This window comes from Sphingomonas sp. BRN-1R (assembly GCF_057748035.1).
In genome coordinates this window covers 559220-574332 of the sequence record NZ_CM173236.1, presented here as the reverse complement: position 1 = coordinate 574332, position 15113 = coordinate 559220, and the positions used below count along the sequence as shown (strand labels likewise).

The window sequence follows — 15113 nt, the reverse complement described above, 5'->3', positions numbered from 1 at the left end:
CGGGCACCGCCATTCGCCCGCGCGCCTTAATGCCCCGCGCGCCTATCTCGCCGGCCGATCGCCGCTGTGGCGAGACGGAAAGGCACCTCAATGGCCGATTTGCTTTGGCTCGCCATCCTTGGCGGGCTGTTCCTCGCGACGCTCGCCTTCGTGCGGCTGTGCGACGCGGCATGACGCTGCATCTCATGCTCGCCGGGCTGACCGCGCTCGGCCTCCTCGTCTATCTCGTCGCCGTCCTCGTGCGGCCGGAGAAATTCTGATGACCCTCGCAGGATGGGCGCTGATCGCGCTGTTCGTCGGCATCCTCGCCGCGCTCGCCAAGCCGATGGGGCTGTGGCTGTTCGCGCTGTACGAAGGCCGCCGCACCCCGCTCCACTCCGTACTCGGCCCGGTCGAGCGGGCTTTCTACAAGCTGTCGGGGATCGACCCGGCGCAGGAGCAGGGCTGGCGCCGCTATGCCATGCACATGCTGCTGTTCCAGCTTTTCACCGTGATCCTCACCTACGCGCTGCTGCGCGGGCAGGCGATGCTGCCACTCAACCCGCGCGGCTATGGCGCGGTGGGCGCGGACGGCGCGATGAACACGGCGATCTCCTTCGTCGCGAACACCAACTGGCAGTGGTACGCGGGCGAAAGCACGATGTCGAACCTCAGCCAGATGCTCGCGCTGACGATCCACAACTTCCTGAGCGCCGCGACCGGCATCGCCGTCGCCTTCGCGCTGTTCCGCGGTTTCGCGCGGCGTGAGAGCAAGACGCTCGGCAATTTTTGGGCCGATCTCACCCGCGTTACGCTCTACCTGCTGCTGCCGATCTGCGTGCTCTACACCATCTATCTGATGCTGAGCGGCGTGCCGCAGACGCTCGCCGCCTCGGTCGATGCGACCACGCTGGAGGGCGCCAAGCAGACGATCATGCTCGGGCCGGTCGCCAGCCAGGAATCGATCAAGATGCTCGGCACCAACGGTGGCGGCTTCTTCAACGCCAACTCGGCGCATCCCTTCGAGAACCCCTCGGCGGTGACCAACCTCGTGCAGATGCTGTCGATCTTCCTGATCGGCGTCGGGCTGACGTGGACGTTCGGCAAGGCGGTCGGCAATACCCGGCAGGGCTGGTCGATCCTGGGTGCGATGGCGATCCTGTTCCTCGCTGGCGTCACCATCTGCTACTGGCAGGAAGCGGCCGGCAATCCGGTGCTGCACCACCTCGGCGTGGCCGGCGGCAACATGGAGGGCAAGGAGGTCCGCTTCGGCGTGGTCGCGTCCGCGCTGTTCGCCACCGTCACCACCGCCGCCTCCTGCGGCGCGGTCAACGCGATGCATGACAGCTTCACAGCCCTCGGCGGCTTGATTCCGCTGTTCAACATGCAGTTGGGCGAGATCGTGATCGGCGGCGTCGGCGCGGGCATCTACGGCTTCCTGCTGTTCGCGCTGCTCGCGGTGTTCGTGGCGGGGCTGATGGTCGGGCGCACGCCCGAATATGTCGGCAAGAAGATCGAGGCGCGCGAAGTGAAGCTGGCGCTGCTGGCGATCGCGGTGCTGCCGCTGTGCATCCTCGGGCTGACCGCGATCAGCGCGGTGATGCCCGCCGGGCTTGCGGGTCCGCTCAACAAGGGGCCGCACGGCTTCAGCGAAATCCTCTACGCGTTCAGCTCGGCGACCGGCAACAACGGCTCCGCCTTCGCCGGGCTCACCGCCGGCACGCCGTTCTACAACGGGCTGCTCGGTATCGCGATGTGGGTGGGGCGGTTCTTCATCATCGTGCCGGTGCTCGCCATCGCGGGCAGCCTCGCCGCCAAGAAGCACACGCCGGCCGGCGCGGGCTCGTTCCCGACCACCGGCGGGCTGTGGATCGGCCTGCTCGTCGGGATCATCCTGATCCTGGGCGGCCTCACCTTCCTGCCCGGCCTCGCCCTTGGTCCGATCGCCGATCATCTCGCGATGATCCACGGCCAGCTTTCCTGAGGACTATCCGATGACAACCGCAACTTCCATGTTCTCGGCGAAGCTGGTCGTTCCCGCGATCGGCGACTCCTTCAAGAAACTCGATCCCCGCCAGCTCGTTAAGAACCCGGTGTTGTTCACCACCGCGATCGTCGCGTTGCTGCTCACCGTGCTGCTGGCGATCGGCGGAGAGCCGCTGCCCGCCGGCTTCCAGCTCCAGCTCATCGTCTGGCTGTGGCTGACCGTGCTGTTCGGTACCTTTGCCGAGGCACTCGCAGAAGGCCGGGGCCGCGCGCAGGCGGCAAGCTTGCGCAACACCAAGGCCGATCTTCAGGCCAAGCGCCTCGTCGGCGTGGGTGATGCCTGGTCGATGGTCGAGGCGTGGCGGCTCGACAAGGGCGATCTGGTGCTGGTCGAGACCGGCGACCTGATCCCTGCCGACGGCGAAGTGATCGAAGGCGTCGCCTCGGTCAACGAAGCCGCGATCACCGGCGAAAGCGCGCCGGTGATCCGCGAGGCGGGCGGCGACCGTTCGGCGGTGACGGCGGGCACCCGCGTCATCTCGGACCGGGTCAAGGTCCGCGTCACGCAGGAGCCGGGCCAGGGCTTCCTCGATCGCATGATCGCGCTGGTCGAAGGCGCCGAGCGCCAGAAGACCCCCAATGAAATCGCGCTGACCATCCTGCTCGTCGGGCTGACCATCATCTTCCTGATCGCGGTCGGCACGATCCCCGGCTTCGCGAGCTTCGCCGGCGGCAGCATTCCGGTCGCGGTGCTGGCGGCGCTGCTCATCACGCTGATCCCCACCACCATCGCCGCCCTGCTGTCGGCGATCGGTATCGCGGGCATGGACCGGCTGGTGCGCTTCAACGTGCTGGCGAAATCGGGCCGCGCGGTCGAGGCGGCGGGTGACATCGACGTACTGCTGCTCGACAAGACCGGCACGATCACCATCGGCGACCGTCAGGCGAGCGAGTTCCGCCCGCTGACCGGCGTCGAGGTGGGCACGCTCGCGCAAGCCGCGATGCTGGCAAGCCTTGCCGACGAAACGCCCGAGGGCCGCTCGATCGTCGTGCTCGCGCGCGAAAAGTTCAACCAGTCGGCGACGCTACCGGGTGATGCCGAGGTGATCCCCTTCACCGCGCAGACCCGCGCGTCGGGCGTGCAGGCGAACGGCGTCACCACGCTGAAGGGCGCGGTCGCCTCGATCCTGAAGCAGCAGACGGGCGCCACCAACGGCGACGAGCTGCGCCGCATTACCGAGGAGATCGCCCGCGCCGGCATGACCCCGCTCGCGGTGTCGCAGGACGGCCGCCTGCTCGGCGCGATCGCGCTCAAGGACGTGGTCAAGGCGGGCGTGCGCGAACGCTTCTCGGAGCTGCGCCGGATGGGCATCCGCACGGTAATGATCACCGGCGACAACCCGCTCACCGCCGCCGCGATCGCCGCCGAGGCCGGTGTCGACGATTTCCTCGCCGAAGCCACGCCCGAGGACAAGCTCGCGCTGATCCGCAAGGAACAGCAGGGCGGCAAGCTCGTCGCGATGTGCGGTGACGGCACCAACGACGCGCCCGCGCTCGCGCAGGCCGACGTCGGCGTCGCGATGAACACCGGCACGCAGGCTGCGCGCGAAGCGGGCAACATGGTCGATCTCGACAGCGATCCGACCAAGCTGATCGAGATCGTGGGCTTGGGCAAACAGTTGCTGATGACGCGTGGTGCGCTCACCACCTTCTCGGTCGCGAACGATGTGGCGAAATATTTCGCTATCATCCCGGCGATGTTCATCGCGCTGTATCCCGGCCTCGGCGTGCTCAACATCATGGGCCTGTCGAGCCCGCAGAGCGCGATCCTGTCGGCGATCATCTTCAACGCGCTCATCATCCCGCTGCTCGTGCCGCTCGCGCTCAAGGGCGTGACGTACAAGCCGATGGGGGCCGGGCCGCTGCTGGCGCGCAACCTCGCGGTCTATGGCCTCGGCGGTCTGGTCGCGCCGTTCATCGGCATCAAGCTGATCGATCTCGCCGTCGCCGGGCTGCACCTCGCCTGACCCTTTCCCAGCCCCTTTCGCCCGCGCGGAAGGGGAAAAGGACGCACAATATGCTCACCGATTTCAAGACCGCGCTTCGCCCCGCCTTCGTCCTCACCATCCTGTTCGCAGTGCTGCTCGGCATCGTCTATCCGCTCGCCATGACGCTGGTCGGCTGGGTGGTCGCCCCCGCCGCCGCCAACGGCAGCCTCGTGCGCGATGCGCGTGGACAGGTGATCGGCTCCACGCTGATCGGCCAGTCCTTCGCGGCGCCCAAATATTTCCACGGCCGGCCGTCCGCCGCCGGCAAGGGCTATGACGCGACCGCCTCGTCGGGCTCGAACCTCGGCCCCGCCGCACAGGCGCTTACCGACCGGGTCAAGACCGATCTTTCCGCCCTTCACGCTTCCGCACCAGGGACGACCCCCGTCCCCGCCGATCTGGTGACGGCCTCCGCCTCGGGACTGGATCCCGATCTCAGCCCCGAGGCGGCTTTGTATCAGGTGCCGCGCGTCGCCGCCGCACGCCATGTCGACGCCGCCAAGCTGCGCGCGCTGGTCGAGGCGCAGACGCGGTGGCCGCTGTTCGGCTTCATCGGCGAGCGCCACGTCAACGTGCTCGCACTCAATCTCGCGCTCGACCGGATGGCCGCGCGGCCGTAACACGCGCCATGACCAAGGTGCTGATCGTCGAGGATGACGCGCATATCCGCCGCCTGCTGCGCGTCGCCCTCGAACGCGCAGGGCATGACGTGGCCGAGGCGGCGACCGCGCGCGCCGGCCTCTCGCTGGTCGAGATCGAGCGGCCCGATGCGGTGCTGCTCGATCTCGGCCTGCCCGACCGCGACGGGCTCGAACTGATCCAGCTCGTCATGGCACGCGGGGCGGCGACGGTGATCGTCGTCTCCGCGCGCGGCGAGACCGCCGAGAAAGTGGCGGCGCTCGATCTCGGCGCGGACGATTACCTCACCAAGCCGTTCGACACCGAGGAACTGCTCGCCCGGCTGCGCACCGCTCTCCGCCACCGGCTCGCCGCGCAGGCCGAAAGCAGCGTGGTCACGGCGGGGCCGGTCGAGGTCGATCTCGAACACCGCCGCGTGCGCCGGGGCGGCGAGATCGTCCACCTCACCCCCAAGGAATATGACGTGCTGGCCGAACTCGCCAAGCGCCCCGACCGGGTGATCGGCCACGCGCAATTGCTGCGCACCGTGTGGGGGCCGGCGCAGGAGAGCCACGTCGATTACCTGCGCATCGTCGTACGCGGGCTCCGCCGGAAGCTGGAGGCGGAGCCTGCCCGCCCGCGCCTCATCGTGAACGAACCCGGCGTCGGCTATCGGCTGGTGACGGCGCCATAAGTCGCATGTGAGAGGTTGACGCGCGCGGGCTCCGGGGCCACATGCCCAATCGGAACGATCTTGTCGGATTTGAGAACCGCTCGCAAACATGCGCCTTTCCAGCCTCGCCGATTATGCCGTCGTGATGATGTCGGCCGCCGCGCGTCGCTGTGGCGGGGCGGGCCGGCTCAACGCGACCGTATTGGCGGATGAGACCGGGCTGCCGCTGCCGACCGTGCAGAAGCTGGTCAGCAAGCTCTCGGCCGCGGGGCTGATCGAATCGGCGCGTGGCACCGGCGGCGGCTTCCGCCTGTCGCGCCCCCCTTCCGCTATCACGCTCGCCGAGATCGTCGAGGCGATCGAAGGGCCGATCGCGATGACCGCGTGTGTCGAAGCGCGGTCGCACGACTGCCAGATCGACGACTCCTGCAAGATGAAGCCGCACTGGAACGTCGTGAACGGCGCGGTGCGCGGGGCTTTGGCGGGCGTGTCGCTCGCCAGCCTCGCGCAGCCGCCGGCCGACACGAACGCTGTTAGGATTGACGCATAATGGCCACCCGCAACGCAGACGCCTTCGCCGCCGCGAACAAGACCTATGAATGGGGCTTTTCGTCGGACATCGAACAGGATTTCGCCCCCAAGGGGCTGAGCGAGGATACGGTCCGCTTCATCTCCGCGAAGAAGCGCGAACCCGAGTGGATGCTCGACTGGCGGCTCAAGGCCTATCGCCACTGGCTGACCATGCCCTCGCCCGACTGGGCCAAGCTCGACATTGCGCCGATCGACTATCAGGACGCCTATTATTACGCCGAGCCCAAGGCCAAGCCCAAGCTTGGCTCGCTCGACGAGGTCGATCCCGAAATCCTCAAGGTCTATGAGAAGCTCGGCATCCCGATCGAGGAGCAGAAGCTGCTCGCCGGGGTCGAGGGCGGCACGCCGCCTCGGAAAGTCGCGGTCGATGCGGTGTTCGATTCGGTTTCGGTCGCCACCACCTTCCGCAAGGAGCTTGAGGCGGCGGGCGTGATCTTCCGCTCGATCAGCGAGGCGATTCGCGAATATCCCGAGCTGGTGAAGAAGTGGCTCGGACGGGTCGTGCCGATGCACGACAATTACTTCGCGGCCTTGAACTGCGCGGTCTTTTCGGACGGGACGTTCGTGTACATCCCCGAAGGCGTGCGCTGCCCGATGGAACTGTCGACCTATTTCCGCATCAACGCGGAGAATACCGGCCAGTTCGAACGCACGCTGATCGTCGCCGACAAGGGCGCGTACGTCTCGTACCTCGAAGGCTGCACCGCGCCGATGCGCGACGAGAACCAGTTGCACGCGGCGGTGGTGGAGCTGGTCGCGCTCGACGATGCCGAGATCAAATACTCGACCGTGCAGAACTGGTATCCCGGCGACGAGAACGGAAAGGGCGGCATCTACAATTTCGTCACCAAGCGCGCTCTGTGTCAGGGCGCGCGCAGCAAGGTATCGTGGACGCAGGTCGAGACCGGCAGTGCGGTGACGTGGAAATATCCGTCGTGCGTGCTCAACGGCGAGAATTCGGTCGGCGAATTCTATTCGGTGGCGGTGACCAATAACCGCCAGCAGGCCGACACCGGCACCAAGATGATCCACAACGGCAAGGGCTCGCGCTCGACGATCGTTTCGAAGGGCATCTCGGCCGGCCGCTCGGACAACACCTATCGCGGGCTGGTGCGCGTCGCCGCCGGCGCGGAGGGCGTGCGCAACTTCACCCAGTGCGATTCGCTGCTGCTCGGTGACCAGTGCGGCGCGCACACTGTGCCCTATATCGAGGTGCGCAACCCCTCGGCGCAGATCGAGCATGAGGCGACCACCTCGAAGATTTCGGACGACCAGTTGTTCTACACGATGCAGCGCGGGCTCGACCAGGAAGCGGCGGTGGCGCTGATCGTCAACGGTTTCGCCAAGGAAGTGCTCCAGCAACTGCCGATGGAATTCGCGGTCGAGGCGCAGAAGCTGCTCGGCATCAGCCTCGAAGGCTCGGTGGGGTGATCGTGCCCGCCGCGACCATGATCGCCATGCAGACCACCGACGCGCCCGACATCGTGGTGACGGGCGAGCGGCTGCGCCGTCTGCGCATCAGCGCCAATATCGACCGTCGCGGTCAGGTGCGCCGCTGCGAAGTCACCGTTTCGAGCGGCGACGCCACCATCGACCGCCAAGCGTGCCTGAGTACGCGGGTGTGCGTGACAAACGGCTATCGCGGCGGCGAACCGCTCGCGAATTGCGTGGACACCGCGCTGATCGCTTTCGTCCGCGCGGGGCGCGGCGACCAAGGGAATGACAATGCTCAAAATCACTGACCTCCACGCCGAAATCGACGGCAAGGAAATCCTCAAGGGCCTGACCCTCACCGTCAACGCGGGCGAGGTGCATGCCATCATGGGGCCGAACGGCGCTGGCAAGTCGACGCTCGGCTATGTGCTGGGCGGGCGGCCCGGCTATGAGGTGACCGGCGGGTCGGTCGAGTTCGACGGCGTCGATCTGCTTGAACTGGCGCCGCACGAGCGCGCCGCTGCGGGACTGTTCCTCGGCTTCCAATACCCGGTCGAGATCCCCGGCGTCTCCAACGTGCAATTCCTGCGCGAGGCGCTCAACGCGCAGCGCAAGGGCCGCAGCGAGGCGCCGCTGTCGGGCGCGGAGTTCCTCAAGGTCGCGCGCGCGCAGGCGGCCGGGCTCGGCATGGATGCCGAGATGCTCAAGCGCCCGGTCAACGTCGGCTTCTCGGGCGGCGAGAAGAAGCGCAACGAGATGGTGCAGATGGGCATCCTTTCGCCGAAGTTCGCGATCCTCGACGAAACCGACAGCGGGCTCGACATCGACGCGCTGCGTGCGGTCGGCGACGGCATCAACCGCATCATGCGCGCGCCCGACAAGGCGGTGCTGCTCATCACCCACTATCAGCGGCTGCTCGATTACGTGAAGCCCGACGTGGTGCACGTCCTCGCCGGCGGCCGCATCGTCAAGACCGGGGGCCCCGAGCTGGCGCTCGAACTCGAAGCCGCCGGCTATGCCGAGGTTGCGGCATAGTGGACGCGCTCGCCCTCCCCACCCGCCGCGACGAAGCGTGGCGGTACAGCGATCTCGAAGCCGTCGCCTTGGTCTGGCCGGTTCCCGCGCCTGAGGTGATCGAGGTGCCGGCCGGCGAGAGCCTCGCGCGCGTGATCGTGCAGGATGCCGCTACCGATGCCGCCGCGATCCGCGACTATCGCGTGATCGTGCGTGCCGGCGCGACCGCGACGTTCCATGTGCTCAACACCGGCGGCAGGCTCGGCCGGGTGACGATCGACGTGACGTGCCACGAGGGCTCGCATTTCGAACTGGGCGCGGCGATGCTCGGCGCCGGCGACCAGACGCTCGAGATCGTCACCACGCTCAACCATATCGAGCCGAATGCGACCTCCAACCAGGTGGTGCGTTCGGTGCTGGGTGGGCGGGCGACCGGCAGTTATCTTGGCAAGGTCGCGGTGGCGCGGCATGCGCAGAAGACCGACGCCTCGCAGAGCGTGAAGGCGATGCTGCTCGCGCGCACCGCCACCGCCAACGCCAAGCCCGAGCTTGAGATTTTCGCCGACGACGTGAAGTGCGCGCACGGAGCAACCGTGGGCGAACTCGACAAGACCGCTTTGTTCTACCTCGAAAGCCGGGGCCTACCCCCGGCGGAGGCGCAGGCGCTGCTGCTGCGCGCGTTCATCGGATCGGTGTTCGACGGCATCGCCGACGACGCCGAGCGCGAGCGCGTCGAAGCCGCCGCTCAGGCCGCGCTGGAGCGGATGCTGTGAGCACCCTCACCGCCACCCGCCCGCTCGACGTGGTCGCCGATTTCCCGGCGATCCCCGAAGGCTGGGCCTATCTCGACACCGCCGCGACCTCGCAGAAGCCGCAGGCGGTGATCGACGCGATCGCGCGCGGCTACGACACCACGTACGCCACCGTGCATCGCGGCGTGTACCAGCGCAGCGCCGACATGACGCTCGCCTATGAGGCGGCGCGGCGGCGGGTGGCGCGCTTCATCGGCGGTGCGGAAAACGAGATCGTGTTCGTGCGCGGCGCGACCGAAGCGATCAACCTCGTCGCGGCCTGCTGGGCGCGCGAGCAGTTGAAGCCGGGCGACCGCATCCTGCTGTCGATGCTCGAACATCACAGCAATATCGTGCCCTGGCAGATGGCCGCCGAGAAGGTCGGGGCGGCGATCGACGTGATCCCGCTCACCGCCGATCACCGCATCGACCTAGACGCGATGGCGGCGATGATCCGGCCCGAGCACAAGCTGGTTGCGCTCGCGCATGTCTCGAACGTGCTCGGATCCGTGCTCGACGCCCGCCGCGCGACCGAGATCGCCCATTCGGCCGGCGCGAAGATCCTGATCGATGGCTGCCAGGCCGTGCCACGCCTCGCCGTCGACGTCGCAGCGATCGGCTGCGACTTCTACGTCTTTTCCGGTCACAAACTCTACGGCCCCACCGGGATCGGCGTGCTGTGGGGTCGCGCCGAGTTGCTCGATGCGATGCCCCCCTATCAGGGTGGCGGCTCGATGATCGACCGCGTGTCGTTCGAGCGCACCACCTATGCGCCGCCGCCGACCCGGTTCGAGGCGGGCACGCCGCACATCGTCGGCGCGCTCGGGCTGCATGCCGCGATCGACTATGTCGAGGCGCTCGGGCTCGAGGCGATCCACGCGCACGAGACCGCCTTGGTCCGCCAGACCCGCGACGCTCTGCGCGGCATCAACTCGGTGACGCTGTTCGGCCCGGAGGATGCGGCGGGAATCGTCTCGTTCAACATCGAGGGGGTGCATCCGCACGACATCGGCACCATCTTGGACGAGAGCCGGGTGGCGATCCGCGCAGGTCACCACTGTGCGCAGCCGCTGATGGACATGCTCGGCGTGCCGGCGACGGCACGGGCGAGCTTCGGGGTCTATAACGGCGCGCGCGATATCGACGCGCTGGTAAAGGGTATCGAACGTGTTGCGCGGATTTTTGGGTAAGGTTTTCGGCATGAACGAGCAGAGCAGGATTGCGGTGGAACAGGTCGACGCGGTCGAGACCCCGCCGCGCGCGCGCGTCGAGGATGCGGCCGCGCCGGCCCCGGCGCCACGCGAGCGCGACTATCTCGACGGGTTCCTCGCGCAGAAGCCGCAGAGCGATGTGCCGGGCGAACCGGGCGGCGCACTCTACGAAGGCGTGATCGAGGCGCTCAAGGAAATCTACGATCCCGAAATCCCGGTCAACATCTATGATCTCGGGCTGATCTACGGCGTCGAGGTGACCGAGGCGGGTCATGCCGTGGTGACGATGACGCTGACGACGCCGCATTGCCCGGTCGCCGAATCGATGCCGGGTGAGGTCGAGATGCGCGTCGGCGCGGTGCCGGGGATCGGCTCCGCCGAGGTCAATCTGGTGTGGGATCCAGCGTGGGATCCGCAGAAGATGAGCGACGACGCCAAGCTCGAACTGGGGATGTTGTAATGGCCACGATCGCCCGCCCCCGCCCCGCCGCGCTCAACCTCACGCCCTCGGCGGAAGCGCGCATCGCCGAACTGATGAGCAAGGCGCCTGAAGGCGCGATCGGCGTCAAGCTGTCGACGCCCAAGCGCGGCTGTTCGGGCCTTGCTTATTCGGTCGATTACGTGACGGAAGCCAAACCGTTCGACGAGCGGATCGATACGCCCGGCGGCACCCTGTTCGTCGATGGCGGCTCGATCCTGTACCTGATCGGCAGTCGGATGGACTGGGTCGAGGACGATTTCGCCGCCGGTTTCGTGTTCCAGAACCCCAATGCCAAGGGCGCGTGCGGCTGCGGCGAGAGCTTCACGGTCTGACCTCGGGAGCCTCAGCATGAGCGATCTTTTCCAGCCCGGCGCGGTCGCCGTCGTCACCGGCGCGGCGAGCGGGATCGGCGCCGCCGCCGCGCGCCGCTTCGCCGCTTTGGGCATGAAGCTGGTGCTGTTCGATCGCGATGCCGCTGCGCTCGACGCGCTGGCGGCGACGCTGCCGGGGGACGTGCGCACGCTGGCCGGGGACGTCGGCGCGCTTGCCGATGTCGAGGCCTTGCGCGATCTCGCGGTTGAAGCGTTCGGGCGGATCGACGTGCTGATGAACAATGCCGCGATCGGCGGCAGCGACGACGACAATTGGTCGGGGCTCGACGCGTGGCGGCAGATCCTCGACATCAACCTTTGGGGTGTGATCCACGGCGTGCACACCTTCGCGCCGACGATGCTGGCGCAAGGCACGCGCGCCGCGATCATCAACACCGGATCGAAACAGGGCATCACCAACCCGCCGGGCCATCCGGCCTATGCGGTGTCCAAGGCGGGGGTGCGCACGCTGACCGAACAGCTCGCGCATGGCCTTCGTGAGGCGGGCGGCACCGTGAGTGCGCATCTGCTCGTGCCCGGCTGGACCTTCACCGGCATGAGCCGCGATCCGCACGGTCCCAAGCCCGAGGGGGCGTGGACCGCCGATCAGGTCATCGACCTGATGCTCGCGCGCGTCGGTGCGGGCGACTTCTATATTCTCTGCCCCGACAATGCCGTTTCGGCTGAGGTCGACGCCGCGCGCATCCGCTGGAGCGCGGGCGATCTGGCGGAGAACCGCCCGGCGCTGTCGCGCTGGCACCCCCAGTGGGAGGGCGCGTTCGCCGCCTATCTCGCGGCGGAGACTTCGGCGGACTGACCGCCCGGCGTGGCGATCCGCCACGCCTGCCCGCGTGCTTCTGGGCGGCTGCGTAGGCACCCAAAACCATCGTTCCCGCACGTGCGATTCCGCGCGCTGTGTCCGCGCGGCCACAGTAGCGGATTCGTGTCCTCGCGCCCGTAAAAATCCGTTTGATATTTATATGGGGACAACTTATTCATATATGGACAACGAGGTTGAGGAGAGCAAATCAGAATCGCGTGCGTCAGCGCCGCCATCCGTGTGAGCCGATACTTGCCTCACCACCCTGGCCGTCGGGCATGAGCGATCTCGGTTTCGGCCTTCGCCGCCACCCCTTTTTCCGACCACCTTCCAGCAACGGGTACGAATGCCACGTCGCTGATTCCGTTACGTTTTCGCATAAAAAGAACATCTAGGAGGGCTTACCGAATGCGTTCGCTGTATTTCTTGACGAGCACCGCCATCGCCTCGCTGGTCGCGGTCCCCGCCTTCGCGCAACAGGCGGCACCGGCTGATGCGCCCATCGCGTCCGAGACCGGCCCTGCGTCGCAGGCCGAGCAGGACATCGTGGTCACCGGCGTGCGCGCGAGCCTTCAGTCCGCTGCGAACGTGAAGCGCAATGCCGGCACGATCGTCGACTCGATCGTCGCGGAGGATATCGGCAAGCTCCCCGACAACAACGCGACCGAGGCGCTCCAGCGCGTGACCGGCGTGCAGGTGTCGCGCGATCTCGGCGAAGGCGGGTCGATCGCGATCCGCGGCCTCCCACAGGTCGAGACGACGCTCAACGGGCGTGAGACCTTCACCGCCGGTGGTGGCCGCACCTTCAACCTTCAGGATTTTCCGGCCGAACTGATTTCGCGGATCGACGTGTACAAGGCGTCCACCGCCGATCTGATCGAAGGCGGGCTTGGCGGTCTGGTCGATCTGCGCACCCGCCAGCCGCTCGATCTGCCCGGCCTCACCGTCGGCGGATCGGTGCGCGGCACCTACGCGGACTCGGTCAAGAAGGCGACGCCGAGCGGATCGGTGTTCGCATCGGACAAGTGGAACACCGGCATCGGCGAGATCGGCCTGCTCGGCAGCTTCTCCTATCAGGACCGCAAGTACCGGCAGGATATCGACGGCACCGGCGCGCCCACCCCGCGCAACGATCTCATCCCCGGCCAGACCGTGTTCGCCCCCAACGGCAACAACCAGGTCGTCGTCGTGGGCGAGCGTAAGCGGATCGGGGCCAACGCAGCGCTGCAATGGCGCCCTGCCCCCAATCTCGAGTTCACGCTGGAGGGGCAGTACCAGCGCTTCAAGACCACGCAGAACCAGTATAACGCGCTGATCGCGACGGCCGGCGTCACGCCGGTCGCGGGCAGCGCCACCGTGTTCTCGGGCACGCAGGACATCTCGCAGGCCACCTATGCGAGGCAGCGCGTGACGGCCGGCGGCACCGCGCGCGACACGCTGGACGAGAACAAGTCGATCAGCCTCAACGCGAAGTGGAACGTCAAGGGCGTCACCGTCACCGGCGACGTGACCTACACCAAGTCGAAGAACGACCTGTACTATACCGAGCTCGATCTCGTCACCACCGCGCCGACGTTCACGCAGATCCTCAGCAGCAATCCCCCCTCGTCCTCGACAGGGTCGTACGATCTCGCCAATCTCAGCAACTATACCGTCGGCGGCCTGACGCGGAACGAGAACCATTTCCGCGGCGACGAGATCGCGGGCCGGCTCGACATGCAGTACGACTTCGACGACAGCCCGATCCTGAGGTCGCTGCAAGGCGGGTTCCGCTATGCCGACCGCAACATCGCGCAGGTCAACCCGGTCCGCTATACCGGGCAGACCGCCACGACTAATCCGGTCGCCTATTCGGATCTATTCGGGGCGAACGCCTATAACGATTTCTACACCGCCAGTGGCGCCGACGTCGATTTCCAGCGCACCTATCCGTATGCGAACATCTCGCGGCTGCGGAACGACTTCGGCGGCGTGCTGTCCGAACTCAACCTCGCCGGGCCGGCTGGTACGGCGAGCGCGATCCAGAACGGCTTGCTCGCCGCCTTCACGGCGCAGGAAAAAACCACCGCTTTCTACGGCATGGCCAAGTTCGACTTCGACGCGGGCATCCGCATCGACGGCAACATCGGCGTGCGGTATGTGATGACCGACGATTACATCACGGGCAACCAGCGCCGCACCGCACTGGTCGGCGGCGTGTTCCAGCCTGTCACGCCGACCGTGATCGACCCGGTGCAGGTGAAGAACAGCTATCACAACTGGCTGCCGAGCCTGAACGTCCGCGCGCATCTGACCGACAATCTGCAGTTCCGCGTCGCATTGTCGAAGACGCTGACGCGCCCGGATTTCAGCCAGCTTTCACCCGCATTGACGGTGGTGCCCGGCCAGCTCGCCGCAAGCCAGGGCAATCCGAACCTTCAGCCGATCACGTCGAAGAACGTCGATCTGTCGCTCGAATGGTACGTCAACAAGTCGACCTCGATCTATCTCGCCGGCTTCTACAAGAGCGTGAACGGCTTCATCTTCACGCGTTCGACGCCCAATGTCACGATCGGCGGTCTGTCGGGCTATACGCTGTCGCAGCCGCTCAACTCGGGTAAGGGCGAGGTGAAGGGCGCGGAGATCGGCTACCAGCAGTTCTTCGATTTCCTGCCCGGTGCGCTGTCGGGCTTCGGCGTGCAGGCGAACGCGACCTATACGGACAGCAACGCGCCGACCTCGCTGGTCGGGTTCAGTGCGCCGCTGTCGCAATTGTCGAAGTTCAGCTACAACGTGGCGGGCATCTACGAGAAATACGGCGTCTCGGCGCGGGTGGCGTATAACTACCGGTCGAAGTTCCTGTCCTCGATCCTCGCCGGTGCGTACACGCCGCCGGGCGGCACCACCACCTCCTACACCTTCCCGGTCTATACGGCGGGTTATGGCTGGCTGGATGCGTCGCTCAGCTACGATATCGGCAAGCACTTCACCATCACGATCGACGGGCAGAACCTGCTGCGCACGCAGATCAAGCAATATTACGCGGTGGCGACGCGGCCCGGCCAGTACACCATCGACGACCGCCAGTTCATGGCCGGCGTACGGGTGAAGTTCTGA

15 protein-coding genes are annotated in these 15113 nt (G+C 66.8%); all 15 read left to right on the top strand.

The genetic code is table 11. The features are described from left to right. Nucleotides 1–170: 170 nt before the first annotated feature. The gene (gene kdpF, locus AC3ANX_RS02655; RefSeq protein WP_488335487.1) at nt 171–260 is read left to right on the top strand and encodes a K(+)-transporting ATPase subunit F; all 90 of its coding nucleotides are present in this window, start codon (nt 171–173) and stop codon (nt 258–260) included. Continuing rightward, on the top strand, nt 260–1963 hold the full coding sequence (kdpA, locus tag AC3ANX_RS02650; RefSeq protein WP_488335486.1) for a potassium-transporting ATPase subunit KdpA: 1704 nt from the start codon (nt 260–262) through the stop codon (nt 1961–1963). The genes kdpF and kdpA overlap by 1 nt, the downstream gene beginning before the upstream one ends. 10 nt (nt 1964–1973) lie before the next feature. Further along, entirely contained in the window at nt 1974–3992 is a 2019-nt protein-coding gene (gene kdpB / locus AC3ANX_RS02645; protein WP_488335485.1) for a potassium-transporting ATPase subunit KdpB, read from the top strand. A gap of 50 nt (nt 3993–4042) precedes the next feature. Then, on the top strand, nt 4043–4633 hold the full coding sequence (gene kdpC, locus AC3ANX_RS02640; protein ID WP_488335484.1) for a potassium-transporting ATPase subunit KdpC: 591 nt from the start codon (nt 4043–4045) through the stop codon (nt 4631–4633). An 8-nt stretch (nt 4634–4641) separates the two neighbouring features. After that, nucleotides 4642–5325 carry a response regulator gene (locus AC3ANX_RS02635; RefSeq protein ID WP_488335483.1) on the top strand — a complete coding sequence of 228 codons (684 nt, stop codon included), beginning with the start codon at nt 4642–4644 and terminating at the stop codon, nt 5323–5325. An 88-nt stretch (nt 5326–5413) separates the two neighbouring features. Further along, nucleotides 5414–5854, top strand: coding sequence for an SUF system Fe-S cluster assembly regulator (locus AC3ANX_RS02630; protein WP_488335482.1), 441 nt, complete (start codon nt 5414–5416; stop codon nt 5852–5854). Next, complete coding sequence (gene sufB, locus AC3ANX_RS02625) at nt 5854–7326, top strand: Fe-S cluster assembly protein SufB (RefSeq protein ID WP_488335481.1); 1473 nt, start codon at nt 5854–5856, stop codon at nt 7324–7326. Before AC3ANX_RS02630 ends, sufB begins: the two co-directional genes overlap by 1 nt. Beyond that, nucleotides 7323–7637 carry a hypothetical protein gene (locus AC3ANX_RS02620; RefSeq protein ID WP_488335480.1) on the top strand — a complete coding sequence of 105 codons (315 nt, stop codon included), beginning with the start codon at nt 7323–7325 and terminating at the stop codon, nt 7635–7637. Before sufB ends, AC3ANX_RS02620 begins: the two co-directional genes overlap by 4 nt. After that, entirely contained in the window at nt 7621–8364 is a 744-nt protein-coding gene (sufC, locus tag AC3ANX_RS02615) for a Fe-S cluster assembly ATPase SufC (RefSeq protein ID WP_488335479.1), read from the top strand. Before AC3ANX_RS02620 ends, sufC begins: the two co-directional genes overlap by 17 nt. Beyond that, complete coding sequence (locus AC3ANX_RS02610) at nt 8364–9116, top strand: SufD family Fe-S cluster assembly protein (protein WP_488335478.1); 753 nt, start codon at nt 8364–8366, stop codon at nt 9114–9116. Before sufC ends, AC3ANX_RS02610 begins: the two co-directional genes overlap by 1 nt. Then, nucleotides 9113–10324 (top strand): cysteine desulfurase, encoded by a 1212-nt coding sequence (locus AC3ANX_RS02605; protein ID WP_488335477.1) that lies wholly within the window; start codon nt 9113–9115, stop codon nt 10322–10324. The genes AC3ANX_RS02610 and AC3ANX_RS02605 overlap by 4 nt, the downstream gene beginning before the upstream one ends. Nucleotides 10325–10334: 10 nt before the next feature. Continuing rightward, the gene (locus AC3ANX_RS02600; RefSeq protein ID WP_488335476.1) at nt 10335–10805 is read left to right on the top strand and encodes an SUF system Fe-S cluster assembly protein; all 471 of its coding nucleotides are present in this window, start codon (nt 10335–10337) and stop codon (nt 10803–10805) included. Beyond that, entirely contained in the window at nt 10805–11158 is a 354-nt protein-coding gene (locus AC3ANX_RS02595; RefSeq protein ID WP_488335475.1) for a HesB/IscA family protein, read from the top strand. Before AC3ANX_RS02600 ends, AC3ANX_RS02595 begins: the two co-directional genes overlap by 1 nt. Before the next feature lie 16 nt (nt 11159–11174). Beyond that, nucleotides 11175–12014 (top strand): SDR family NAD(P)-dependent oxidoreductase, encoded by an 840-nt coding sequence (locus AC3ANX_RS02590; RefSeq protein ID WP_488335474.1) that lies wholly within the window; start codon nt 11175–11177, stop codon nt 12012–12014. Between the two features lie 411 nt (nt 12015–12425). Further along, on the top strand, nt 12426–15113 hold the full coding sequence (locus AC3ANX_RS02585) for a TonB-dependent receptor (protein WP_488335473.1): 2688 nt from the start codon (nt 12426–12428) through the stop codon (nt 15111–15113).

Coding starts and splice junctions, on each gene's coding strand:
- kdpA (WP_488335486.1), top strand. CDS start 260: ATGACCCTCGCAGGATGGGCGCTGATCGCGCTGTTCGTCGGCATCCTC.
- sufC (WP_488335479.1), top strand. CDS start 7,621: ATGCTCAAAATCACTGACCTCCACGCCGAAATCGACGGCAAGGAAATC.
- AC3ANX_RS02635 (WP_488335483.1), top strand. CDS start 4,642: ATGACCAAGGTGCTGATCGTCGAGGATGACGCGCATATCCGCCGCCTG.
- AC3ANX_RS02590 (WP_488335474.1), top strand. CDS start 11,175: ATGAGCGATCTTTTCCAGCCCGGCGCGGTCGCCGTCGTCACCGGCGCG.
- kdpC (WP_488335484.1), top strand. CDS start 4,043: ATGCTCACCGATTTCAAGACCGCGCTTCGCCCCGCCTTCGTCCTCACC.
- AC3ANX_RS02600 (WP_488335476.1), top strand. CDS start 10,335: ATGAACGAGCAGAGCAGGATTGCGGTGGAACAGGTCGACGCGGTCGAG.
- kdpF (WP_488335487.1), top strand. CDS start 171: ATGACGCTGCATCTCATGCTCGCCGGGCTGACCGCGCTCGGCCTCCTC.
- kdpB (WP_488335485.1), top strand. CDS start 1,974: ATGACAACCGCAACTTCCATGTTCTCGGCGAAGCTGGTCGTTCCCGCG.
- AC3ANX_RS02595 (WP_488335475.1), top strand. CDS start 10,805: ATGGCCACGATCGCCCGCCCCCGCCCCGCCGCGCTCAACCTCACGCCC.
- AC3ANX_RS02630 (WP_488335482.1), top strand. CDS start 5,414: ATGCGCCTTTCCAGCCTCGCCGATTATGCCGTCGTGATGATGTCGGCC.
- sufB (WP_488335481.1), top strand. CDS start 5,854: ATGGCCACCCGCAACGCAGACGCCTTCGCCGCCGCGAACAAGACCTAT.
- AC3ANX_RS02585 (WP_488335473.1), top strand. CDS start 12,426: ATGCGTTCGCTGTATTTCTTGACGAGCACCGCCATCGCCTCGCTGGTC.